Source organism: Halomonas sp. 113, assembly GCF_904067645.1.
GTDB lineage: Bacteria > Pseudomonadota > Gammaproteobacteria > Pseudomonadales > Halomonadaceae > Vreelandella > Vreelandella titanicae.
Map to the genome: position 1 here is coordinate 4,737,736 of NZ_LR881453.1, position 23,592 is coordinate 4,761,327.

A 23,592-nucleotide genomic window follows, 5' to 3' on the forward strand; every position below is an offset into this window, starting at 1 on the left:
TGACGGTAAAAACTCTCACCAAATTCTAATAAATACAAATGTATCCAACAGTGTTCAAAATGACAAGTATTGTTCATTGTCATATCATGGCCATTCGTCTAACCCGCAACTTGAGGCTGGTCGCCATGACTGAATCCAAACCACGCAAGCACGCCAACCAGGCAGCCAATCAGCGCGGCGAACCGCGCAGTGAACAGGCCTACAGCTACATCATCGACGCTATTAAGGAAGGCACCCTGCCCCCAGGAACAAGGATTCGTGAAGTCGACTTATCTGAGCGCATAGGCTTAAGTCGTACGCCTGTACGCGAAGCGCTTAATCGTTTACAGCTTGAAGGGTTGGTCGCTAATGACCCGATCCGCGGCACCATCATCACCGAACTCGACCACAGCATGATTAGCGAGCTATATGCTATGCGCGAGATGCTAGAGGGAACGGCTGCGGGCTTTGCCGCACAGCACGCTTCAGAGGTTGAAATCGCTTTTCTGCGCGAAATTAGCGATCGCGACGCACGGCTAAAGGAGACTCATGATCTAGTTAAGAACAATAAACTGTTTCATAGCACCCTCTACCGCTGCGCTCACAACCGCTATCTGCTTAAAATGCTGAACTCACTACACGAAGCAATGATGTTGCTCGGGCCTAGCACGTTAGCTAAACCAAGCCGTGCAAAAGCCGCGCGTAGTGAGCACGAAGCCATCATTAACGCGCTTGAAGCACGTGATCCAGAAGCCGCAGAAAAAGTGGCACGGAGCCATATCCGCGAGGCTTACAAGATCCGCCTAGAGGCCTTTTTTGAGAGTGATGGCGACTGAATCAAGTACGAATCGCAAAAGGATCGCGGGCTTCGTTAGATAAGTCGATCATCAGGTTTTTAATCTCAAGGTACTCATCTAAAGCGTGCATTCCGCGCTCACGGCCACTACCACTGGCCTTGACCCCGCCGAATGGTGCTTGTGCAGCATTTGTGCGATAGGTATTGACCCATACCCCACCAACCTGAAGTTGTCTGGCAACGCGATGCGCTCTTGCCAAATTTTGCGTCCATAGCCCGGCGACTAACCCGTAAGCGGTGCCGTTAGCGATGGCGATAGCCTGCTCCTCCGTATCAAAGGGAATAATCGCTAACACTGGCCCAAACACTTCTTCTTGAGCCAGTTCGGAGTCCGGCGCCACATCAGAGAATACCGTCGGCTCGACGAAATAGCCGCGACCATATACGTCGCCCTGCGGCACCCTACCGCCCGCCGCCAACTTAGCACCCTGAGTGCGGGCACGTTCGATGAAGTCAAGTACTCGTTGATGCTGCCCCTGGGTCGCCATCGGGCCCATCTCAGTGTTCTCATCGCGAGGGTCACCAATACGAATCGCCCGGGCGCGTTCACAAACCTGCGCCACCACCTGATCGTAGATGTCCCGCTGCACCAGCAGTCGCGAGCCAGCAATACAGGTCTGACCGGCGGCGGCAAAGATCCCCGCCACGGCTCCGGTCACAGCCTGCTCAAGATCAGCATCGGCAAATACAATGTTGGCCGACTTACCTCCCAGTTCAAGGGTCACCGGTGTTAGATGTTCGGCGGCGGCCCGAGAAATCGCCTTGCCTGTAGCGGTACCGCCGGTGAAACTGATCAGGTCGACATCAGGGTGCCCGGTGAGTGCCGCACCGACGCTACCGTCACCGGTCACCACGTTAATCACGCCAGGAGGAAAGCCAGCTCTTTCGCACAGCTCAGCGAAAGCCAGGGTGGTCACGCTCGCCATCTCTGAGGGCTTAATTACAACGGTGCAACCCGCCGCCAAGGCCGGTGCAAGCTTGTTGGCGAGGATCGCTATCGGCGAGTTCCAAGAGGTGATCAAGGCTGCCACGCCGCGCGGCTCGCGAGTAGTGAAATCAACCAGCTCAGGGCAGTCTAGCGGAATGCTCTCGCCTTGGAGCTTGTCCGCCCAGCCAGCAAAGTAGCGGTAGTTGCGAGCCGCAAAACGCATCTGCACCCGTGTCTCGCGGATTACCTTGCCGTTGTCGGTGGTCTCAAGTTGGGCCATGCGCTCGGTGTCGGATTCGAGCAGATTAGCCAATTCGTGCATTAGCGCAGCGCGTTGTAGGCCATTTGTAGACCGCCATTCGGTTTCAAAGGCATGTCGTGCAGCTTGCACCGCGGCGTCAACATCAGAAGCAGTTGCCTGAGGGATCAATGCCCATGCCTGCTGGTTAAGCGGATTGATCGATTCCAGCACTTTTCCATCTGCCGCATCACACCATTGATCGCCAATACGAAGTTGATAGCGCTTCATCTCACCCATTACATCATTCCTTCAATTTAGTTATATGTATTAGTTTAACGTTGCAGCATTTCTGGAGAATGGCTTCACGAACGCTAGAACAAACAGCAGTACAACCGCTCCCGCGAACAGGGCATAAAGGGAAGGGATAATGGCCATAGCCGCTGATACAATGCACAGCAGTGCGCCTATTTTCCTCTTCATGTCTTTTTCAAAAATATCAGAGAGTACGATCGACGCTGATACCACTAGCACTGCGCCAGACAGCACCGCTTCCAATATCTGGGACACATCTCCGTTAAAGAGAACGCCTGGGTAGGTAATAAACAGAAACGGAATCACGTAGGTGACGGCTGCTAAGCGTACAGCCTGCAGCGCAGTTCTTTCCCAGCGGGTATCGGCAATCGAGGAAGCAACGAACACGGCAACACACAACGGGGGGGTAATCACCGAAATGGTCGCAAAATAGAAGACGAACATATGCGCGGCAATCGGCTCCACGCCGGCGGACACCAGGGCGGGAGCCATGACCGCCGCGACCAGTACGTAAGCGGCGGTTGTCGGAATGCCCATGCCCAACAGTAAGCAGGCCAGTGCGACGATAAAGGCGACACCAAACAGGTAGCCACCACCCAGCCCCACGGCCAAGGACGATATGGTCACGCCCACGCCGGTCATGTTGATCATGGCGACGACGATCTGCGCGCTGACCAGCATCGTGATAATGATCAATATTCCGTAACCCGCATCCACGCACGAGTCAACGAAGGTGTCGAGGATCGGCTTGATACCTTCCCCGCGGACAAGGACGGCCAACGCATAGGTGATCAGCATGCCCACGATGGATAAGGAGGCGGAAAAAGCGACCGAGCGACCGCTTAACACCATCACCACCAACACCCCAAGCCCAACTAGCAGCGGTGCGGATTTGGAAAGCTTAATGGCTTCCCTCAGTTTGGGCACATCGCTCTCTCCCTGCAGCCCACCGATCCCCTTTCTCAAGGCGATTAAGTGAATGGTCATAAAGACGCTGGAATAAAACATCAACGCGGGAATCAGGGCCGCCAACGCTACCGACAAATAGCTGATGCCCAACGTCTCAGCCATGATGAAGGCCGCTGCACCAAGAATCGGCGGTGTCAGTTGCCCTCCCGTGGAAGCCACCGCCTCTACAGCCCCCGCCAGCGCTGCTGGGTAGCCCATTTTCTTCATCAACGGAATGGTCATGGCGCCCGTCGTGGCGACATTGGCGACCGCGCTGCCATTGACGGAGCCAAAGGCAGCCGAGGCTACCGTGGCCATCTTGGCGGCCCCGCCCACCCGGTTGGCCGCAAAGATCATGGCAAGATCCATAAACACCTGACTGCCGCCAGTACGGATAAGTACAGCGCCAAACAGCACAAAAGAGGCAATGACCGTTGCGCCAATCCCCGTCAGCATGCCCCATAACCCCAAATCCGACAGGAAAAGGGTTTCGACCACTAACTCAACGCCATATCCACGATGTCCAAAATCACCCGACAATCGATCGCCAAAGAAGACGTAAGCCAGTGACAGCAACACCATCAATGGAAACGCGATCCCGACGGAGCGTCGGCATATTTCCAGTACCGTGATCACCAGCAGCACACATAAGGTGATATCCACCACCCCAGCGATGGGCAACTGCGTGAGGATGCGGTTTTGATTCCAGGCCACATAAAGGCACGCGGCAATGGCAAAAACGCACAGCAAGCCATCAATGGCTCGCCCCAGGAAAAGAAAACGTCCTTTTATACTTGGCGGATACACCATGAATGCCAATAAAATCACACTTGCCAGCATCACCGAACGCTGCACAAGAGAATCAAAAGCACCAGCGATCCCCGTATAAAGGATCATCATGCCAAGTGAGAATGCAACCAGCTTTTTTATCACCTCAGGAAGCCTGGATGATGTGCTTTCTATAGGCTGTGATTCCGATTCAACAGCTTCTAACATAAGTCTCACCATGAAGATAACTTCACGCCAGAAGGCAATAGAGCTAACACTCAAGTCAGCTCTATTTCATAAAAACGACCACTCTTTATTTCACAACTTAGGGTTTAAGATGCTCAGGAACTTCATATCCCTGCTCTTCAAAATAGCGAATAGCGCCGGGATGAAGAGGCGTCGTTGCAAGCTCAATTGTCATCTCTGGGATATCTGCATCTTTTAAAACTGAGAAAGCGGCCGCCTGAGCATCCTGATGCTCGACGATAGCTTTAACGATGTTGTAGGCAACCTCTTCATCCAAGTCAGCTCTTGAACTTACCGTGTTGCCATACGCCCAGGTGGTATATGCCGGATAGCCATCACCAGCCTCATTCTCTTCAATATTCATGATGCCCAAGCTAGGCAGTTCCTGGCGAATGGCATCTGCCTGCTCATCGCTCAAGCCAAGAATATTAACTGGGGTCATAGTGGCGATATCGATACTGGAGGCATCCAGCATTCGGCCATTGCCGCTCTTCACATAACCTTTGACACGATTATCCTTGATCTGGTTAACCATGTCGGTTGTGGAACCACGCACATAGTCAGGCGTTACACCGATCACATCAAACACCGCTTCGGCAGTCGCTTCCGTGCCCGATCCAACAATACCCGGGTTGAATTTGACACCTTCCAGATCACTAATAGTGTTCAGGCCAGCATCCGCTCTCACTACGACATTCTGAGCCGAAGGGCCATACACCCATAGCACATTAGTGGGGACTTCATTACCCTCGAACGCCCCCTCGCCGTGATAGGCATCATAGGCAACATTGGTGGTCACTAACCCCATATCGGCCTGATTACGTTTGATCCTTCTCAAGTTATCAATGGTTGCCCCCGTCTCCATGACGGAAGAGCGCACACCATCGACATTCTCGTTAATGATCTGCGAAACGGCGACGAAATAACCATAATGTGATGACGAAGAGGATGTAGAACCAATCGTCAATCGAGTATCGGCATGGGCAACGCCTGCTGCACATAAGGAAATTACCACCGCCAGCACGGATGCTTGCTTCGTATAAGCCATAGTCACCTCTCGTAATTGTTATATATTTAAATTTCCGTTAAAGACTAAACTCAGTCATTGCGCATACTATTGACGATGACCGGAAAGTACTGCTCTCCGTATCCTTCCTTTATAGCTTTCTGAAATAGGGACTTCGTATTTTCTGCCATTCCCAACGTCAAGCCGTAATTCTCTGCCAGTTCCAGCGCATAGCTGAGGTCTTTTAATGCATATGAGGTAGGGAATTTTTTTTCTGGGAAATCATTTTCGAGCATGAATTTCATGCAATGGTTGCGCAGGGCAAAGCTATCTGCGGATCCTAACGACATAGCTTCAAAAATCTTTTTAGGGTCGGCGCCACTTTTCTCACAAATCACCAATGCCTCGGAAAGGCTGGCCACCGTATCGAAGAGCACCATATTATTCAGAATCTTGGCCAGTTGGCCGGCCCCAACATCCCCACAATGGATGATGTCTGATGCAATGTTCTGCAGCAGCTCTTGAATATTTCCGTAAATGGTTTCGGAGCAACCCACCATGACGCACAAGTTGCCATCGACAGCAGCCTGTCGGGTACGCGCTACAGGCGCATCGGCAAATTTCACCTTATAAGCCTGCAGCTCACACTCCAACCACCTAGCATCCTCGACAGAGGTTGTGCTCAGATCGACGACGGTAGCACCTTGTTTGAGCTCTCTAGCGATGCCGTCCTCACCTAGCATCAGGTCTTTTACATGCTTGCCACTTGGCAAAGACAGGAAGAGGACATCACTCTCGCGAGCGACTTGCAGAGCGTCTGCGCCCTTCTGCACACCCTCAGCAACCAGTCTCTCCAGCGGCTCAGAGGCAAGGTCATAGGCCAACACCTTCTTACCAGACCCTTTGGCCAGGTTTTTACACATGGGCTCACCCATTGCCCCCAGGCCAATAAAACCAATAGTACTAATCAAACCAACACCTCCAATAAGAATACTTTTGAATACCGTTGGATACTATAATACACAAACTAGCTCATAGAGCTGCAATTATCACGACATACTTTGGTCGCAATGTATGATGAAAACCGATAGCGAACCGCTGCACAAATTGTGGGGGAACTATCTGAGCGCCATAACAGCACCAGAACAAAAAGTTATCCCTCGGGCGCAATTTACTGGCCGAGTGTATGTTCTGGTGGCAATGACAATGAGAAGTGAGCCGCCAAGGTGTGCGGCACTTTTTTGAGCACTAATAGCCCTGTAGGGATCAAGGGTTGGCTGTCCTTCAATAATAATTGTTATATATTTAAATATTTCTTTAACGCAGCTCTCAGGAGAACCAAAAACAGCATGGCTAATTATTAATCTCTTTTATATCCTCCTAAATCCATTCAGTTAAATACCTTCCAAGCGCATATCTCTCTGATTAAGTTATTGGTGATGTAAACGCAAACCAGAGCGCGGCCAAGGAACAGCTAACAGCTGACCATAACCTGATAGCGTGATGTAAGCAGTCTGCAAGTTCGATCCACCAAAGCAGATATTAGTGCAATACCCTTCAGAGGCTTCATGAAACTCCAGCAAATCCCCCTGCGGAGAAAAAACACTGATCCCCCCATCCACCAGGGTGGCGACACAAATGTTACCACTCTCTTCCAAAGCCATAGAGTCAAGGCGCTGATAGCCCGGCAGGCCGTGAACCAACTTGCCGCCATTGGGAGATGGCCAAGGCTCCTGACCCAGCTCACCGGGCGCGGTGATCGGATAACGCCAAAGCCGACTGGTTTCGGTTTCAGAGACGTACAACATACGCCCATCTGGCGACAGGCCAACCCCATTGGGCGTCAGCAGATGCTTTGCCGCGCGGCGAATCGAGCTACCGTCGCATCGGGCATAGTAGAGGTAACCCAGCATGATGCGGTCATCAAATTTCTTGCCAAAATCGGTAAACCAGAAACCACCCTGATCGTCAAAAACGATATCGTTAGGGCCATGCAGCGGAACGCCCTGGCAGTGGGTGTAAAGCGTCTCAACAGAGCCGGTGACAAGGTTGACTCTTTGAATCGAACCGCCGTCATAATCGGATGCAGCGCCGATAGGTCGGCTGTAGCCATCGTCAGTACGCCAACTGAATCCACCATTGTTGCAGATATAACAGTGCCCATCCGGCCCGAGAGCCGCCCCATTTGGCCCCCCACCCACCTCCGCCACGGTCTGTAGCTCGCCGTCAGGTAGGACACGCGTCAAGCGGCCTCTTTGAATCTCCACGACTAATATGCTGCCATCTTCCATGGCAATCGGCCCTTCAGGAAACGCCAGTCCACTGGCTAGCACCTTGCCCTGCAATTTTGTTCTGCTCATGTCATCTCTCCTGTGAACTGCCTGCTTTTCCCGCAGCCCTGCACACCCGCCTAAAACTGCCGGGCCATTTGCTGAGCCCGGCGACACCACTTACTGCATGCCTTCAATTACCTCTTGAGTTGGCAGGCCGCGCGCTTTCAAGGGTTCTGCCCAGCGGTCATAGACGCCTTCAAGGTTGGCGTGTGCTTGTTCAAGATCGCTATCAGATAGGGGCACTTGGGCAATACCGTACTCCTCCTCAAGTGTCTGGATGATTTCGGGTTCAGAGTTATCCACGTAATCACAGTAGGTTTGCATAGCGTACCTTCCTGCCTCTACCAGAATATCCTGTTGCTGCTGTGACAGGCGCTCCCACACTCGGTCACTAATCGAGTAGGTGAGACCAAAGCTAGCGACGGAGAAGTTCGGAATTAATTGATCCAGTGCTGGTGCAAGGCCATAGTCCAGGATGCCTCGAAGCGGGTAATACACACCATCCAGCGTACCGCGAGAGAGTGATGTTAGTACGTCTGAAGCCTGCATTGTGACAGGGCTTGAACCCAGAGCATCAGCGGTGAGTGTCATAGGTCCACCGGCAGTACGCATTCGCAGACCATTCAAGTCATCGAGCGACGAAATATCGCTGTTGTTGGTCAGTATTCGATAGCGCCCCATATTGCCCACCCAAAGAGGGCGGATGTGATGCCGCTTGAACTCCGCTTCATAAATAGCCCCACCTGGCTGGGCCATCTCATAGAAGCTATCCGCCGCGCTACAGGAGTTTTTTACGATTTCCGGTAGCTCAACAACGCCAGACAAAGGGAGCTTTTCCGGTATATAAGCCGGAGATACGTTGGCAATATCCGCCACACCTGTCTGCAACAAGGTCAGAGATTCAGAACCACGCCCAAGTTGTTCTGCCGGATAAAAGTCGAACTGTATCTGTCCGTCGGAGAGCTCCGCCACCTTTTCCATAAACGGGTTGGCCCCATACTCTATGGCAAAAGAAGTGGTGGGCAGCCATTCGGCAAACTTCAATGTCACTGGTTCAACCTCTGCCGCGGAGACTGAACCGCATGCCAAAACACCCGTCAACAGCAGTGGAAGGTGCTTTTTATAGTTATTCATGATGGTACTCCCTTTTTTATCGCTCTTCAGTTTTTGTGCCAGTCATTAATCAATACAGCGGGATAAACAAAATCTTCCAATAATGCATGGTGCATTGATGATAGGTATAACGTTTTTACAACAAGCTTAAACCTTAACCCACCTTTATATAGATGAACCCTATCTATCGTTGACCCAAACTCCTACAAATTGGCGAAGACTAGTTACCAACATTACGCGTCAGTACATAGCCGTTGATGGAAGCCACAGCACAATCTGTGGAAATGCTATTAACAAAGCGATCAAACCAAGCAGCATGACGATGTAGGGTATGACGCCTGAGAAAAGCTCCTCGACAGGCACATTGGCCACTTTCGCCACCACAAAGACGTTCATGCCGACCGGTGGCGTGACGATACCTATCTCAGCCAACAAAATGACGATCACACCGAACCAGATCGGGTCGAATCCGAGCGAAACAACAACCGGAAGAACCACAGGAATAGTGAGAATCAAAATGGAGATCAGGTCTAGAAACAACCCCAGAACCAGATAGAGGATCACCAAAAAGAACAAGATAAGGTATGGCGAAACATCCAGCAGCCCCACATAGTTGACTAAGTTTCGGGTGATGCCGGTCATGGTTATGAAGTAACCGAAAACATGTGCACAAACAACAATAAGGCCGATCATGGCAGAAATGCAGCACGTATTTATAACGGCATTTTTGAATGCTTCAGCATTGAGATTGCCTGATTTCAAAGCAAGCAAAAGTGCGCCTAGTGCACCCAAAGCCGAGGACTCAACGGGTGTGGCAATGCCAGTGTAGATTAATCCCGTAACAACACTGAACAGCATCAGAAAGGGGGTAGCTACCTTCAGTGCTGTCAGCTTTTCGCGGAAGCTATAGGTCTTATTATTAGAGGCTACTGGATTTCGGATGATCAGAATCTTGATGGTAATGGCGATAGTGAGCGTCACCAATATGCCAGGCACTATGCCAGCAATCAGAAGGTCACTGATGCTAACCCCGCTGAGCAGCCCATAGAAAATCAGTGCGACACTGGGAGGAATCAGCATAGCAATAGTGCCCGAAATAGCGGCAATACTGCCAGCCATTTTCGGAGAATACCCCTCAGCCTGCATGGCGGGCGTGCTGATTTTCCCCAGCGTGGCTGCAGCCGCTGTACTGGAACCAGAAATTGCACCAAAAGCAGCACCTGTGACAACAGCAGCAATCCCCACGCCACCCTGTATCTTGTCTGTCCACTTGGCAATGGCGCTAAACAGGGAGCCGGTGATACCGCTGACCCCCATAAATTCCGACATGAGGATAAACATCGGAATGGTGAGCAGCTCGTAGGTCGTCAGAGCAGAGCCTGGCGAAGCCGATAGGATCCCCAGCAGGACATCTATCCCATTGGTTAGAAAAATGCCCAAAGCACCGGATATCGCAAGACTGATTGCAACCGGAATGCCTATTATCAAAAGAAAAAACAGAAAGAGAAAAGATAAAGCAATGACCATCACAGCTCGCCCCCTTTAGAAACATAGTTATTTATTGTTGTTATTAACAACCTGAACGAGAAAACAAAGGAGCCGATAGCGATAATAAATTCAGACGGCCAAACAACCCAGCTCACAACGCCATAAACGATCTCGTTCTCTTGCCAGGCACTGTATGCCCTTAAAGAATAGGTATAAGCAATATAGCTAAACATCAATGTGGCGATGAGGCCGAAGACCAAAAGGCAAAAGCTGGTGAATTTTAAAGGCAGCTTGCTTTTGAAATAATCAACCTTCAGGTGGCTTCCCGTTCTCAACGCATAAGAGAACGCCAGAAAATAAGACCCTGGAAGAAGGTACATGGTGATTAGGTTAAAAAACCAATTAAGTGGTGAGTTGAAAATATAACGCATTACGACATCGACAAACGTAATTGCCATGGCGCAAATAATCATAGATCCGGCAACAAAAATAAGAGCGTTTTCCAGGCATCTACAAACCTTATCCAACGCTCTTATCAGGCCGGGTTGTTCAATATGACCTGTCATGGTTCTGTGTTCCTGTAATGTCGCCATGATAAACCTCAGTGCGCCAGTGTTAATAACGACTCAAAGGCCGTGTTTTGGCTGTCTAATAATCACTACGGGCGCATCGGCAAACGTCACCTCATCAGCAGGTAGTTCACACGCCAATACCTTCTTACCAGCCCCTTCGGCCACGTTTTTACACATGAGGTCATCCGTCGTCCTCAGGCCAAACAAACTAAGAGTGCTAATCAAGCTAACACCTGCAAAAGAATACTTTTGAATACTTCTGCATACCACAATGCACACGATAGCTCATAGGGCCTCAATCATCACGGTATACTTTGGTAGTAATAATGGGCTCTAAGAAGGCATCCATGTCAACCACTTCGACAAGAGCATGGAACGCTTCGTGCTCCGGTATGCAGGGCCTCGAGTCTCCCTGGCTCCCGCCGCTCGGATTCCTACTGTTTACGGAAATCCTTCGGGCATGCTCGGAAACCATTCGCTATGTTGCGCTGGTTCTCTTCGACCCCACCATCGACTTCGGAGACACTGAGCGAATACTCACGAGCCACCCTACGGCCGTGGTTGTGCCTTTAAAATATCCATCATCACCGCGGCTTGTCGTTTGGTCGTTCAACGTTTGACGATAGGTTCGTCGCTAATTCTCATCTCCCTGAACACTGCGCTATAGCTTGTGCAACTATGCAAGGGGACACTTCCCCCCACCAATGTTGCTTTCAAAGCAACAAACTCGTTACTCAACTGCCTCTTTTCTGCCTGCCAAGTCGCTTAACGTTAAAGCGCCAAAAAAATACATCGATAACGGCAAGGACAGGACATGTTTTCAGAGCAAGTATTTTCAAAACAGCAACTGCATGAAGCCACCGAACTGCGGCATAAGCTTCACCAGAATCCAGAGCTTAAATTCCAAGAAAACGATACTGCGAGGCTCGTTGCCAAGCGGCTTAACGAACTTGGTTATCAAGTAACGGAAGGCATCGCCACCACTGGCGTCATGGCGGAACTGGATACAGGTCGGGAAGGGCCCGTGCTTGCTTTTCGTGCCGATATGGACGCACTGCCGATTAATGAAACCAACGCCTTTGCCCACCGTTCCCAGCGAGAAGGTCTAATGCACGCCTGCGGCCACGATGGACATACCGCCACACTGCTGCTTGCCGCAGAAACTATGATGGCAATGCGGGACGAGCTGTGCGGCCATATCAAACTGCTGTTTCAGCCGGGCGAAGAAGGTGGAAACGGTGCCGATTTAATGGTTAAAGCGGGCGTGCTACAAAACCCACAAGTGGACGCCGTGTTTGGCTACCATAACCGCCCAGGCTTTCCTGCCGGTCAGCTGTTCGTTAAACCTGGCCCGGCAATGGGAGGAAACGACACTTATAAAGTCACTATAGAAGGCGTCTCTGGCCACGCAGCCATGCCGCACCTGGCGGTAGATCCTATTTATATAGGTTCATCGCTGGTGCAACAGTTGCAGGGGCTGGTAGGGCGTCATAAATCGCCACTGGAAGCGGGCGTTATTACAGTAGCTTCCTTCCATGCTGGCGATGCTGCCAACGTTATTCCCGGCCACGCCGAGCTACTGGTTAATATTCGTAGCGACCGACCCTCTTCCCGAGAAGCATTGGCGGGAAAACTTGAGCAAGTGACCCAAGGTGTTTGTGCAGCGCATGGTGCTTATTACCATATGGAGCACCTGCACCAAGTCCCCCCGCTAGTCAATGATCAAGCCTGGTCGGAACGAGTGCTGTCTATAGCCACCAAGCACACCGTGAGCAATGATATTCAGCAGTTGGACTATATGCCCACCATGGGCGCGGAGGACTTTGCTTTTTATCTCCAGGAAGTACCTGGCTGCTTCTTTTTTGTCGGCAACGGCGAAGGTGCTTACCTGCACAACGAGCGTTATGACTTCAATGATCAAATCCTACCAGTGGCAGGCGGAATGTTCGTAGCCCTAGCCAAAGAACTGCTAACCAAGCACTAAAAACCCACTTACTAATAGTCCTTTACCAAGCCATCAGGTTTAAAAATAACGTTTAAAAATAAGGGTCAAAATGATGCAAGGCGTACTCTCTTCTATAGAACGAGTGGGCAATAAGCTGCCCCACCCCTTTATTTTGTTTACCATTCTAGCGGCTATTGTCGTGATGATTTCCACCATACTCGCTACCTTGGGTGTTTCTGCGATTAATCCCCAAACCGATGCAGAGGTTTACGTTCGCAGCCTGCTCTCATCGGATGGGATCGAGTTCATGTTGACCAGTGTGGTCAGTAACTTTGTCAACTTCCCCCCACTGGGACTGATTCTAGTCGTCATGTTTGGCATTGGCTTGGCGGATAAAGTCGGCCTGATGTCAACGTTGATGCAGGTCAGTGTGGCGAAAGCGCCACCCTCTCTGCTTACCTTCTGTGTATTTATGGCCGGCATTTGCGGCAGCATCGCATCAGACGCCAACTACCTAATCTTAATTCCCTTAGCGGCTATGGTGTACTACTCGGTTGGGCGACATCCGATTGCCGGTGCAGCAGCTGCCTACGCTGCCGCTGGAGCGGGGTTTGATGCTAGCCTCTTCATTACCGTAGGGGACGCACTGTTTGCCGGCATTACCACTGACGCTGCGCGTTTAGTCAACCCTGAAGCCTATGTGTCACCGATCGACAACTACTATTTCGTGGCCTGCTCAGTATTTGTACTTGCGACTATGGGCACCTTGATTGTCGATAAAATAGTGGAGCCCAGACTTCAACGTACCCTGCCGATGGGCAAGGACTTTAAAACTGATATCGTCAAACCAGAATTGACTGAGGCAGAAAAGCGAGGCCTCAAGCGTGTCGGCATTGCCACTTTGCTTTATCTCGCGCTGGTGCTAATAGCCGTGGTACCGGAGGCATCGCCACTGCGTAATGAAGAGGGCGGCCTGATTCCATCACCGTTCCTACGCTCGCTGGTGCCGCTTATGTTTATCTACTTCGTCACTATTGGGCTGGTTTATGGCATCACTACCAGCAAGATCACCAGTAGCCGTGACGTGCCCAAACACATGGCCGAGTCAGCTAGCGATCTGGCACCCACCCTCGTGCTGTTCTTTGCCATTTCGCAATTTATTGCCTACTTCCGTTGGTCGGAGCTTGGTCAGTACATTGCCATTGAAGGCTCAAACATTCTACAAAGCACCGGGTTTACTGGGCTTCCGCTAGTAGGTGCGTTTATTGCGATGAGCGCGGTACTTAACGTCTTTATGACCAGTGGCTCGGCACAGTGGGCATTAATGGCGCCGGTCTTCGTACCCATGCTAATGATGATCGACTTTGATCCCGCCTTTGTATTGGCGATGTTCCGCATCGGTGATTCTAGTACCAACATCATTTCCCCAATGAGCCCCTACTTCTCGGTCGCCCTGGTGTATATGCAGCGCTACAAGCCTGATATGGGATTAGGCACGCTCATCGCCACCATGCTTCCACTTGCCTTGAGCTTCTTGATCGCCTGGTCTGCGTTTCTGATGTTCTGGCTAGCCATGGGATGGCCGATTGGCCCCGGCGTTTACATGATGGCTAACTGATGCCGCTAAGCATCACTGCATTGTCAGCATAAGTTTCCACAGATAGTCGGCAGCAGGCGACAGCCTTCTGCCGACTCGGCGCACTAGGTTGCCCTGACTGCTGGCAGCCATAGGATGCTGAATGGGAACCGCTTTAAGTAACCCAGACTCTATTTCATTGCGCGCAGCCGCCGCTGTCATAAATGACACTCCAATGCCAGCACTCGCCATGCGTCGGGATACGGAGTGCAAATTGCAGCGATAGCTAGGCGTTGCCGGTTGCCCAGCGGCGCTAAACAGAGCATTGACGAATTGCTGCGACCCCGACACATCCGGTAGAAAAATTAGCTTATGTTTTAATAGCTCCGCCACCGAAACACTTTCCTGACTGGCGAGGGGATGAAACACTGCAACCAGAGCACACAGCGGCCCTCGCTCAAAAGAGTGCACAATGAGCCTCGGATCAGAAACTGGACCATAGGTAATAGCAATATCAACCTCGTCGTTAGCCACCATTTCATGGGGTTCTCGTGGATAGTAAATACCTGTTTTTATCTCGATCAGTACATCTGGATACTGCTTCGAAACCCGTCGCATCACGTAATTGATGAAGCTATCCACAAAGCCATCACCCACAGATACCACCACTTTCCCCGCCTGCATGTTACGCAGACGAGACAGCGTATCCCCCAGCTCTGAGTTCAACCGCCGCTGAGCTAGAAAACTATCCACCACCAATTGGCCCGCTTCCGTCAGCATGACATGACGCCCCTGCCGTTCTAGCAGCGCCATACCCAAGTCTCGTTCGAGGCCTCGTACTTGGCGGCTCACCACGGAAGGGTTGATATGCAGATGCTCTGCCGCTGCGCGAATACCGCCACAGCTGTTCACCTCCAACAAATAGAAAGCACGTTTATCCAGTATATCCATGAGCTAGCCGTAAGGATCGCAAAATTGAATCAGCATGATAGACTGATGTTAGCAAGCTAATCGAATTTTTTACCCCCATAGCTACCGACTACACAATCATGATATTTAACCTCCCCGAGTGCGCCGCTGGGAGGGCACTGCTTACGCGAGTGCCATTACCGAAGAGACTTAGGCATTTCGCAATAATATTAGCTAATCACGACTTGCCTACAGCACTACACTCTATTTAATTAATGCTCATTACGCCTTAAGCCAAGGCACTACACCAAGCCAGCGTCACTGCATAGCGAATGGATACACTCCAATATACGTTGATGCCCATCATCAGGCAGTCGATAGCGTGGCACGCTGACGCTGATAGCCCCTTCAACGCGACCATCGGCGCCGCGAACTGCCTGACCGAAGCAGATAATGCCTAGTTCATTTTCCTGGTCATCGATTGCGTAACCACGTTCTCGCGTCAGCGTGAGTTCATTGCGTAACGCCTCAAGCGTCGTGCAGGTGCGATGTGTGACAGGCTCTAAGGTCAATTGAGCCAGATACTGCTCACGGGTTGCCTCGTCGAGGGCGGCGAGATAAGCCTTACCTACCGAAGTAGAATGCATTGGCACTGGCATGCCGATATACGAAGCCATGCGCACCGCTTCGGGCGATTCCACCTTATCAACGAAAGTCATATGGCAGCCAAATGGTACGCCCAAGTGCACCGTTTCACCGGTCTGCTTACCAATGGCGCGTAAAGTGGCCCGAGCGCGTTCCTGCAAGCTGCTCCGCGCCAGCGATTGATGAGTGAGACGCAGCAACTCGCGACCCAGTACGTACTCTCCACCTAAAGGGTTACGTTCGACAAACCGCTCCTGTTCGAGCGTGTTCAGCAACCGGTAGACCGTAGGCCGGGGCATTCCCAGGCGTGCCTGGATGTTACGGATGGTCGCGTCAACGCCAAGCTCAGCTATCACTTGCAGCAGGCGCAGTCCTTTGGTCACCGCGGCGGCACCCTGGACGTTGGGCCGCGGCACTCGCTCTTCGTCGTCAGCCGTCATTAATCGCCTCTTCAAATAATACGAATGTCTAACCAGTAATCCGTCACGGTCAATTGACGCATCTCGCCCTGGCTCTTACCTTGAGAACATATTGTCCATATTATGATCTTTATGTCCACATTGTGGACGGAGGGAATATGCCGGTTCAAGCTGATGATCATCAGCGGATGCCTTACCAATATCCGCAACCCGCTGAGGCCGCTCTAGAAATTGTCGAGCCGCACGCCCTTCCCCAGGATGAACGTATCTGGGTGCCGCAAGCGGAAAACGTTGATTTCCGTCCGCTGTGTCTGAACGTGTCCCAGGGCTACTGGGTCAACCTACTGCGTGTCCGCAAGTCTGGAGTGCTCAGCCGCCACCGTCACCCCAACCCGGTGCATGGCATGGTGCTCAAAGGCAAATGGCGGTATCTCGAACATGACTGGGTGGCTACCGAGGGTAGCTATGTCTACGAGCCTCCAGGTGAGACCCACACCCTGGTCGTCGACGAGGATGTCGAGGAAATGATCACGCTCTTTCAGGTCAACGGTGTCATGTATTACGTTGACCCATGGGGCAAGCACCTCGGGTTCGAAGATGTCTTCACCAAGGTCGACATGTGCCGCAAGCACTATGAAAGCTGCGGGCTTGGCCGTGACTATGTCGACCGGTTCATTCGCTAAAGCGAGATGTTCCCTTAAAAACCCAACGCATGAATTAAGGCCCTAACGCCAACAACAAAAACACGACAGGAGCATCCTCATGATATTCAACAAAACCCCGCTAGCCGTAACCATCAGCCTGGCCGCCTTCGCCTTATCCATCGGCACTGCCCAAGCCGACTACCCCGAAAAACCGATTGAACTGATCGTCCCCTGGTCAGCGGGCGGCGGCACCGATGCAGTGGCCCGCCAATTGGCCAACGGGTTGCAGGAAGAGCTTGGTCAAACGGTCAATGTGGTCAACCGCACCGGCGGCGCCGGCGTGGTGGGTCACACGGTCATGGCCAACGCCGAGCCGGATGGCTATACCCTTGGCCTGGTGACCGCCGAGATCACCACCTATCGACACATTGGCAGCTCTCAAATCTCGTATGAGGATCTGTCGCCGATTGCGTTGATCAATCTCGACGCCGCGGCATTTAACGTCAGCGCCGAATCAGACTGGGAAGATCTAGACAGTGCCCTTCAAGACATTGAAGCCAATCCCAACGAATACACTGTCTCAGGCTCTGCGCCAGGTGCCGCCTATCACCTAGCATTCGCGGGTTTTCTGAACCAGCAGGGTATTGATCCCAACACCGTTTCACTCGTCCCGAGCGAAGGCGCTGCCCCGGGCCTCCAGGAACTCGCCGCCGGTGGCGTGGATTTCGTGTTCTCCTCGCTGCCTGAGGCTGAATCCATGCGCGACGCGAAGCGCGTGAGAACGCTTGCTGTGTTCGCCAACGAGCGTCTTGATGCTTTCCCTGACATCCCCACTGCTGAAGAAGTCACTGGCGATGAGTGGGCGGCAGGTACTTGGCGTGGCTTGATCGGCCCCGCAGGACTGCCCGATGATGTGGTCGATACTCTGGCCGAGGCCGCAGAAGCCGTCTATGAATCTGACCAATTCCAGGAGTTCATGACCAATCAGGGCTTCGGCATGCAGTGGGAAGGTCCGGAAGGCTTTCGCAACTTCATGGCTGAAGCCGACGAAAACAACGGCGAGATAATCAATAAGTTGGGCCTGGCAGAATAACACCATGCGCATCAACGACCTCTTGCTGGGGCTGGTAATGGCGCTGCTTGGCGCCGTTACTATATGGGCCTCCAAGGATTTCCCGCCGTTAGCGCGCCAGCCCTACGGGGCCGGCACTTTTCCCACCATCATCGGCACCTTTCTGGTTGGGCTTGGCCTGCTACTGTCTCTGCGTGGCTGGCAGCAGCGTGGAGCACTGTTCATTTGGCAGGGGCAGGTGACGCTGTCGCGCACCTTGACATGCCTGCTCGCTGTTATCGCCGCCGTTGCTGGTTACGTGTTGCTAACACCGCTGCTCGGCTTCCCGCTGGTAGCGCCCTTAATGCTCGCATTATTGATTGGCTGGTTGTCTGACGGCCGCTGGGGGATGGCCGTTATCGTCGCCATTGTGGCAAGTGCGGTGGTATGGAGTGTTTTCGCCCTGTTGCTGCACGTGCCGCTTGATCTGGGCATTCTCGAAGAGGTGATCTACTAATGGCGGAACTACAAGCAGCGTTAGGCATGGTGTTCGCCTGGGATGTCCTCGCGGTGATCCTCGGCGCTTCGCTATTCGGCCTGCTGATCGGCGCCATTCCTGGCCTGACTGCGACCATGGCCACCGCCTTACTCGTCCCGGTAACCTTTTTCATGGAGCCGCTCCCGGCGATCAGCGCTATCGTGGCCGCCACGGCGATGGCCATCGTAGCCGGCGACATCCCCGGTGCCTTACTACGCATCCCCGGCACCCCCGCCTCGGCGGCTTATACCGAAGAAGCCTACCTGATGGGCCGTCAGGGCAAGATCGGCCAGGCGCTCGGCGTCAACTTGGCGTGTTCGGTCGTTGGCGGGCTCATCGGGGTGGCAATTCTGGCGTTTTTCGCTCCACTGGTCGCCGACTTCGCTCTTCGCTTTACCAGCGACGAGTACTTCTGGCTGGCACTGCTCGGGCTTTCCTGCGCCGTACTGGTATCCGGCGCGGACCCGCTTAAAGGTGCAATTTCAATGCTCATCGGCCTGTTAATCGCCATGGTGGGCATGGACTCAGTTTCAGGCCAGATCCGTTTTACCTTCGGTATCTCTGATCTGCTCAGCGGCATCTCAATTCTACCAGTATTGATAGGCCTGTTTGCCGTCGCCGAGCTACTGCGGCGCATGCCCGAAATTGGCCACACCCACTTTCCACCGCCCCCACCAGTGGAGAAGCCTTTTAGCGGTGTGGGCGGCCTGATGTGGCAATACAAGGCAGGGATCGCACGCAGTGGCGTACTCGGCACGCTGATCGGCGCACTGCCCGGTGCGGGTGCCGATATCGCTTCGTGGATCAGCTACGCCTTGTCGCGCAAGCTCTCGCGCACGCCCGAGAAGTATGGCACCGGGCATCCCGAAGGGCTGGTCGCGGCCAGCTCGGCGAATAATGCAGCACTCTCGGGTGCCTACATTCCCGCCCTGGTGTTCGGCATCCCAGGCGACACTATCACCGCCATTATTATCGGTGTACTGATGATGAAAGGCATTACGCCAGGGCCAGACGTTTTCACTTCCAGCGCCACCTTGGTCAACGCCATTTTCATCGTGTTTATCCTGGCTAACCTGCTGTTGTTACCTCTTGGCCTGCTCGCTATACGCGGCGCGCGCCATATCCTTGCGGTGCCCTCCAGCGTGCTTTACCCGCTGATTTTGCTGTTTTGTATCGTAGGCGCCTTCGCTGCCAACAACAGCCTGCTGGATGTCTGGCTGATGCTTGGGCTGGGCCTGCTGGCCTATTTTCTGGTGGAGAACGACTTCCCTATCGGCCCCATGATCCTGGCAGTGATTCTCGGCCCGGTAGTGGAGAGCAACTTTATGCGCTCAATGATCAAAGCCAATGGCGAACTGCTAGTGCTCTTCGAACGCCCCATCGCCGCCATGTTGGGTGGGCTCGCATTGCTGGTGTGGCTGGCCATTATCGTCTCCAGCGTTCGCTCGGCCTGGCAGACACGTGCGTCAGCTACCTCAGCTTAACCGACCCATTTTGCGACCTAACCCCCTTTTCACGTTCTAAAAAGGAGCGATATGAACACTGTTATCGTTATTGGCGGGACTACCGGCATTGGTCGGGCGATCGCGCTGGCGTTTGCCGCCCAGGGTGACGAAGTCCACGTCACCGGCATCGAGCCTAAGAGCGAACAGCAAGCCGAAGACGTAACCGACCGACACCAACTCGATGTGCGTGACCCGGCCCAGGTTGAGCGCTTCTTCGCGGCGTTCCCAACATTGGATGTGCTGGTGAACTGCGCTGGCGTCATCCAGCGTGACGGCAAGGAGTTCACACCCAAAGGCTTTGCTGAGGTCATCGACATCAACCTAAACGGTACACAGCGCTGTTGCCATGCCGCGCATGCAGCTCTCAAGGCAGCGGGTGGCTGCATTATCAACACCGCCTCTATGCTGTCGTTTTTTGGCAGCGGCCATGCCCCGGCCTACTCTGCTTCCAAGGGCGGCGTGGCCCAACTCACACGGTCGTTGGCGATCGCCTGGGCCAGCGATGGTATTCGCGTCAATGCCCTTGCGCCAGGTTGGATTGCCACCGACTTGACGGCAGCACTCACCCAGAACAGCGAACGCTCGGCGGAACTCGTCGGACGCACGCCCATGGGCCGCTGGGGCAAACCCGACGACCTCGCTGGGCCAGCGCTGTTCTTGGCTTCACCGGGCGCAAACTTTATAACGGGCGTACTATTACCGGTAGACGGTGGCTATTCGTCACGTTGAGCGCAAATATCGAACACACAGGAGTACATGGTATGGATCTTGGAATCGCGGGACGCTGGGCCGTGGTATGCGCAGCGAGCAAAGGGTTGGGGCGAGGCTGCGCCGAAGCGCTGGCCAAAGAGGGCGTCAACCTAGCCATTAATTCACGCAATGCCGAGGTGCTCGAAAAGACCTCCGACGCGTTGCGGGCCCTTAATCCAGCCATCGAAGTTCGCCCTGTGGCTGGGGATATCGGGCGCGAGGAGGTACGCGAGGCGCTACTGGCCGCCTGTCCGCAGGTCGATATTCTGATCAACAATAATGGCGGGCCGCCGCCGGGTGATTTTCGCGACTGGGATCGGGAGGCGTGGATACAGGCCGTGGATGCCAACATGATCACGCCTATTGAGCTGATCAAGGCCACTGTAGACCATATGGCCGCCAACGGCTTTGGCCGCGTGGTCAATATCACCTCGGGCGCGGTAAAAGCCCCCATCGATATTCTTGGGCTATCCAACGGCGCGCGCAGCGGGCTAACCGGCTTCGTCGCGGGGCTTGCACGCCAGCCGCAACTCGCCTCGCACAACGTCACGATCAACAACCTACTGCCCGGCTCCTTTGATACCGACCGCCTGCGCGGCAACTTCAAAAATGTCGCCGAGAAGAGTCAGCAAACTACCGAACAGGTACGCGAGCAGCGAGCCCAAGGGGTTCCTGCGCGGCGATTCGGCACCGCCGAGGAGTTTGGCGCCTTCTGCGCCTTTATGTGCAGCGAGCATGCAGGTTATCTAACAGGACAGAATATCCTGCTAGACGGCGGCGCCTATCCAGGAACCTTTTAATCGATTGCGGCACAGTTAACCGTTAGACAGCGTGATGGCTATCTCCCCCGAGTGCGCTGCTGGGCGGGCGCTGCACAGCAGTATTTCCCCATCTGGCGCTGAGATGCCATCTGGGTAGGTAACCTCCCCTTGCACCAGCATGCAAGCGCACTCGCCACAGCTACCGCTACGACACCCATAGGCAGGTTGAAGCCCCGCTTTTTCAGCGGTTTCCAGCAAGCTTTCACCCGGCTGCCAGTGGGTCACCGCGCTGGGGCTGGCAAAGCTGACTTCTACCGGCTGTTCAGCGGTGGGGACCGTATATATTTGCGCCAGCGCCGAGGGGCCAAACGCTTCTGTGTGTATCTGCGCGGGCATGAGTCCGAGCTCCAGCGCTTCTTGATGATAGCGCTCTACAAAGGCGGCAGGGCCGCAAAGATAAAGGAGTACCTCCTCCAGCGCCTCTCCGGTAAGCGCCTCTGCCAGCGACACCCGACCAGCCCGCCAGTCGTTGGGTACTGCTTTTGCGCCCGTCACATGGCGTTGTAAACGTAGCCCTTGAGCTTCCAGGTCACGTAGTTCATCACTGAAAGGGGCCTCGGCAGCCTCGCGCACGCTCTGAATTAGGGTGACCGGTCCCCGTCCTGCGCCGGTCAACTCATGGGCCAGGCTCACCAGCGGTGTAATACCGATACCGCCACCCAGCAATACCCAGTGAGCACGCTCGGAGCCACTAGCCTCTGCAGTGAATGATCCCGTTGGCATACTCACAGCTAGTTCTATACCCACCTGAAGCGCACTGTGCACGTAGTGCGAGCCTTCACCCTCGGCCTTCACACTGATACGATAACCGGCCTGCTGGCTGTCACCCGAAAGCGTATAGCTGCGTACCAACGCCGTGCCATCCAGGCGCGGCACGTGTAACGTAATAAACTGGCCCGCGTTGAAGGGCGCCAGCACCTTGTCTTGTCGGGCACTCTTCAAATAGAAAGAGCGGATCTCAGGTGTCTCCTGCACCACCGCGGCCACTTGAACACGCTGCCGTTTAGCAAGCGCAAGTGGCTGCCAGGGCCCATGGGGCGCCGCCTCATTGGCCACTGCGTTTGCTTTGCTACGCCAGCGCAAGGCCCCCGGCCGCCAAACAATATGTCGTGGCGTCAGGCACCAGTAGCGTTCAGCGCCAGGATAACGCGCTCCAGCGGTCTCCTCGTCCACAAGCCGCGCTTCGCCGGTCAGATGCAGCACATCTCCACTTACAAAATCCGGTATCACCAAAGCAGCGCGACCACTGGTCAGCACGTTACCCAGCGTGTTGAAGAACTGGTTACCCGCAAAATCGGGCAGGATCAGATCAGATCCCTGGCGGCGAATAAACCCCGGTTGCCCACCGCGATGGGAGGCATCCACCTGAACGCCCTGGTCGGTATGCGCGTAACTACCCACGAAGGCCGTGATCGCCCGGTCGATATGCGCCAGCGCCAGCACCGGCTCTGGCAACTGATCGAGGGTCGCCTCGCGCGTGGTTAGCACGGTGCCCGGCTGGGGCTGCACCGACCTCATCGTCGACCAGTCGTGAATGTACTGGGGGCAATTACCGAAGGCGTGAACGACTTCTAGCTGCCATCGGCCTGCTGAGCCCCGCAACACCCCATTGACCCGATTGCGGCGGCGCGTGGGTAGCTCAATTCCCAGCAGCCCCAGGTTAGCGCCGCTGGTAATCAGCGGCGTAACGGGATCATCCGCAGACGGCGTTAATGTTAGATCGAGCCGTGACTCATCCGGCGCATGAACAAAGCCCGGCGCGCCCTCCAACAGCGTGACCCAAGGCCAGCCGTCATGATCCACCGCTGCTGCCGCCACAAAGGGCAACTGGGGAAAGAAGTGCCGCAGCTGCGGCGTTAGAAAGGGACGCATCACCTTGCGGCCCACCTCCGCCATCTGTTTTTCCACGCCGACCACGCGCTGCAAGGCAAGCTCGCCTTCATGCCATGGGCTGCTGGTGACGTCGTTATTCACCCTAGACTCCTCGCGAGCAGTCCGC

Annotated in this window: 20 protein-coding genes; 9 read left to right on the forward strand and 11 right to left on the reverse strand. The window is 53.9% G+C overall.

From position 1 onward, the window contains the following. The first annotated feature begins 59 nt into the window (after window positions 1-59). Window positions 60-815: a GntR family transcriptional regulator gene (locus YERSI8AC_RS22095; RefSeq protein WP_201304254.1), complete on the forward strand. Its 756-nt coding sequence runs from the start codon at window positions 60-62 to the stop codon at window positions 813-815. Between the two features lies 1 nt (window position 816). Here the strand turns inward: YERSI8AC_RS22095 and YERSI8AC_RS22100 are convergent, their stop codons facing one another. The 8 genes from YERSI8AC_RS22100 to YERSI8AC_RS22135 all read right to left on the reverse strand — a co-directional run bounded on the left by YERSI8AC_RS22100 (window position 817) and on the right by YERSI8AC_RS22135 (window position 10,811). Continuing rightward, complete coding sequence (locus tag YERSI8AC_RS22100) at window positions 817-2,301, reverse strand: aldehyde dehydrogenase (RefSeq protein ID WP_201304255.1); 1,485 nt, start codon at window positions 2,299-2,301, stop codon at window positions 817-819. Window positions 2,302-2,331: 30 nt separating this feature from the next. Continuing rightward, entirely contained in the window at window positions 2,332-4,197 is a 1,866-nt protein-coding gene (locus tag YERSI8AC_RS22105) for a TRAP transporter permease (protein WP_159177591.1), read from the reverse strand. A gap of 160 nt (window positions 4,198-4,357) precedes the next feature. After that, window positions 4,358-5,326 (reverse strand): TAXI family TRAP transporter solute-binding subunit, encoded by a 969-nt coding sequence (locus tag YERSI8AC_RS22110; RefSeq protein WP_051430490.1) that lies wholly within the window; start codon window positions 5,324-5,326, stop codon window positions 4,358-4,360. 50 nt (window positions 5,327-5,376) lie between these two features. Beyond that, window positions 5,377-6,255 (reverse strand): NAD(P)-dependent oxidoreductase, encoded by an 879-nt coding sequence (locus YERSI8AC_RS22115; RefSeq protein WP_201304256.1) that lies wholly within the window; start codon window positions 6,253-6,255, stop codon window positions 5,377-5,379. Window positions 6,256-6,714: 459 nt separating this feature from the next. Further along, the gene (locus YERSI8AC_RS22120; RefSeq protein ID WP_159177592.1) at window positions 6,715-7,644 is read right to left on the reverse strand and encodes an SMP-30/gluconolactonase/LRE family protein; all 930 of its coding nucleotides are present in this window, start codon (window positions 7,642-7,644) and stop codon (window positions 6,715-6,717) included. 90 nt (window positions 7,645-7,734) lie between these two features. Beyond that, a complete protein-coding gene (dctP, locus tag YERSI8AC_RS22125) occupies window positions 7,735-8,751 on the reverse strand; it encodes a TRAP transporter substrate-binding protein DctP (protein ID WP_022521409.1) in 1,017 nt (338 codons plus the stop codon). Window positions 8,752-8,970: 219 nt separating this feature from the next. After that, complete coding sequence (locus tag YERSI8AC_RS22130; RefSeq protein WP_041159080.1) at window positions 8,971-10,257, reverse strand: TRAP transporter large permease; 1,287 nt, start codon at window positions 10,255-10,257, stop codon at window positions 8,971-8,973. After that, window positions 10,257-10,811 (reverse strand): TRAP transporter small permease, encoded by a 555-nt coding sequence (locus YERSI8AC_RS22135; protein ID WP_082116840.1) that lies wholly within the window; start codon window positions 10,809-10,811, stop codon window positions 10,257-10,259. The genes YERSI8AC_RS22130 and YERSI8AC_RS22135 overlap by 1 nt, the downstream gene beginning before the upstream one ends. A gap of 793 nt (window positions 10,812-11,604) precedes the next feature. Here YERSI8AC_RS22135 and YERSI8AC_RS22140 point away from each other — a divergent pair. Together YERSI8AC_RS22140 and YERSI8AC_RS22145 are read left to right on the forward strand one after the other, a co-directional pair. Next, the gene (locus YERSI8AC_RS22140) at window positions 11,605-12,774 is read left to right on the forward strand and encodes a M20 metallopeptidase family protein (RefSeq protein ID WP_159177593.1); all 1,170 of its coding nucleotides are present in this window, start codon (window positions 11,605-11,607) and stop codon (window positions 12,772-12,774) included. A gap of 70 nt (window positions 12,775-12,844) precedes the next feature. Then, window positions 12,845-14,353, forward strand: coding sequence for an AbgT family transporter (locus YERSI8AC_RS22145; RefSeq protein WP_236557396.1), 1,509 nt, complete (start codon window positions 12,845-12,847; stop codon window positions 14,351-14,353). Between the two features lie 12 nt (window positions 14,354-14,365). On the opposite strand, the gene YERSI8AC_RS22150 is transcribed toward YERSI8AC_RS22145, so the two are convergent. Both YERSI8AC_RS22150 and YERSI8AC_RS22155 read right to left on the reverse strand, forming a co-directional pair. After that, complete coding sequence (locus tag YERSI8AC_RS22150; protein ID WP_138800698.1) at window positions 14,366-15,262, reverse strand: LysR family transcriptional regulator; 897 nt, start codon at window positions 15,260-15,262, stop codon at window positions 14,366-14,368. Window positions 15,263-15,522: 260 nt separating this feature from the next. Further along, window positions 15,523-16,305 carry an IclR family transcriptional regulator gene (locus YERSI8AC_RS22155; RefSeq protein WP_022521403.1) on the reverse strand — a complete coding sequence of 261 codons (783 nt, stop codon included), beginning with the start codon at window positions 16,303-16,305 and terminating at the stop codon, window positions 15,523-15,525. A 137-nt stretch (window positions 16,306-16,442) separates the two neighbouring features. Between YERSI8AC_RS22155 and YERSI8AC_RS22160 the strand changes: the two genes are divergently transcribed. From YERSI8AC_RS22160 to YERSI8AC_RS22185, 6 genes are all read left to right on the forward strand, one after another. Beyond that, a complete protein-coding gene (locus YERSI8AC_RS22160; protein WP_138800699.1) occupies window positions 16,443-16,967 on the forward strand; it encodes a 2,4'-dihydroxyacetophenone dioxygenase family protein in 525 nt (174 codons plus the stop codon). Between the two features lie 79 nt (window positions 16,968-17,046). Continuing rightward, window positions 17,047-18,021 carry a Bug family tripartite tricarboxylate transporter substrate binding protein gene (locus YERSI8AC_RS22165; RefSeq protein ID WP_022521401.1) on the forward strand — a complete coding sequence of 325 codons (975 nt, stop codon included), beginning with the start codon at window positions 17,047-17,049 and terminating at the stop codon, window positions 18,019-18,021. Window positions 18,022-18,025: 4 nt separating this feature from the next. Next, entirely contained in the window at window positions 18,026-18,496 is a 471-nt protein-coding gene (locus tag YERSI8AC_RS22170) for a tripartite tricarboxylate transporter TctB family protein (RefSeq protein ID WP_022521400.1), read from the forward strand. After that, window positions 18,496-20,001, forward strand: coding sequence for a tripartite tricarboxylate transporter permease (locus tag YERSI8AC_RS22175; protein WP_138800700.1), 1,506 nt, complete (start codon window positions 18,496-18,498; stop codon window positions 19,999-20,001). The genes YERSI8AC_RS22170 and YERSI8AC_RS22175 overlap by 1 nt, the downstream gene beginning before the upstream one ends. A gap of 51 nt (window positions 20,002-20,052) precedes the next feature. Next, window positions 20,053-20,751: an SDR family NAD(P)-dependent oxidoreductase gene (locus YERSI8AC_RS22180; protein WP_138800701.1), complete on the forward strand. Its 699-nt coding sequence runs from the start codon at window positions 20,053-20,055 to the stop codon at window positions 20,749-20,751. Window positions 20,752-20,783: 32 nt separating this feature from the next. Next, window positions 20,784-21,572, forward strand: a complete 789-nt coding sequence (locus YERSI8AC_RS22185) for an SDR family oxidoreductase (RefSeq protein ID WP_159177594.1) — start codon at window positions 20,784-20,786, stop codon at window positions 21,570-21,572. Window positions 21,573-21,587: 15 nt separating this feature from the next. Here the strand turns inward: YERSI8AC_RS22185 and YERSI8AC_RS22190 are convergent, their stop codons facing one another. Further along, a complete protein-coding gene (locus YERSI8AC_RS22190; protein ID WP_159177595.1) occupies window positions 21,588-23,567 on the reverse strand; it encodes a 2Fe-2S iron-sulfur cluster-binding protein in 1,980 nt (659 codons plus the stop codon). Window positions 23,568-23,592: the final 25 nt, after the last annotated feature.

Bases quoted from the DNA above. Each gene is read 5' to 3' on its own strand.
- YERSI8AC_RS22095 (WP_201304254.1), top strand. From the start codon at position 60: ATGACAAGTATTGTTCATTGTCATATCATGGCCATTCGTCTAACCCGC.
- YERSI8AC_RS22100 (WP_201304255.1), bottom strand. From the start codon at position 2,301: ATGGGTGAGATGAAGCGCTATCAACTTCGTATTGGCGATCAATGGTGT.
- YERSI8AC_RS22110 (WP_051430490.1), bottom strand. From the start codon at position 5,326: ATGGCTTATACGAAGCAAGCATCCGTGCTGGCGGTGGTAATTTCCTTA.
- YERSI8AC_RS22120 (WP_159177592.1), bottom strand. From the start codon at position 7,644: ATGAGCAGAACAAAATTGCAGGGCAAGGTGCTAGCCAGTGGACTGGCG.
- dctP (WP_022521409.1), bottom strand. From the start codon at position 8,751: ATGAATAACTATAAAAAGCACCTTCCACTGCTGTTGACGGGTGTTTTG.
- YERSI8AC_RS22130 (WP_041159080.1), bottom strand. From the start codon at position 10,257: ATGGTCATTGCTTTATCTTTTCTCTTTCTGTTTTTTCTTTTGATAATA.
- YERSI8AC_RS22135 (WP_082116840.1), bottom strand. From the start codon at position 10,811: ATGGCGACATTACAGGAACACAGAACCATGACAGGTCATATTGAACAA.
- YERSI8AC_RS22140 (WP_159177593.1), top strand. From the start codon at position 11,605: ATGTTTTCAGAGCAAGTATTTTCAAAACAGCAACTGCATGAAGCCACC.
- YERSI8AC_RS22145 (WP_236557396.1), top strand. From the start codon at position 12,845: ATGATGCAAGGCGTACTCTCTTCTATAGAACGAGTGGGCAATAAGCTG.
- YERSI8AC_RS22150 (WP_138800698.1), bottom strand. From the start codon at position 15,262: ATGGATATACTGGATAAACGTGCTTTCTATTTGTTGGAGGTGAACAGC.
- YERSI8AC_RS22155 (WP_022521403.1), bottom strand. From the start codon at position 16,305: ATGACGGCTGACGACGAAGAGCGAGTGCCGCGGCCCAACGTCCAGGGT.
- YERSI8AC_RS22160 (WP_138800699.1), top strand. From the start codon at position 16,443: ATGCCGGTTCAAGCTGATGATCATCAGCGGATGCCTTACCAATATCCG.
- YERSI8AC_RS22165 (WP_022521401.1), top strand. From the start codon at position 17,047: ATGATATTCAACAAAACCCCGCTAGCCGTAACCATCAGCCTGGCCGCC.
- YERSI8AC_RS22170 (WP_022521400.1), top strand. From the start codon at position 18,026: ATGCGCATCAACGACCTCTTGCTGGGGCTGGTAATGGCGCTGCTTGGC.
- YERSI8AC_RS22175 (WP_138800700.1), top strand. From the start codon at position 18,496: ATGGCGGAACTACAAGCAGCGTTAGGCATGGTGTTCGCCTGGGATGTC.
- YERSI8AC_RS22180 (WP_138800701.1), top strand. From the start codon at position 20,053: ATGAACACTGTTATCGTTATTGGCGGGACTACCGGCATTGGTCGGGCG.
- YERSI8AC_RS22185 (WP_159177594.1), top strand. From the start codon at position 20,784: ATGGATCTTGGAATCGCGGGACGCTGGGCCGTGGTATGCGCAGCGAGC.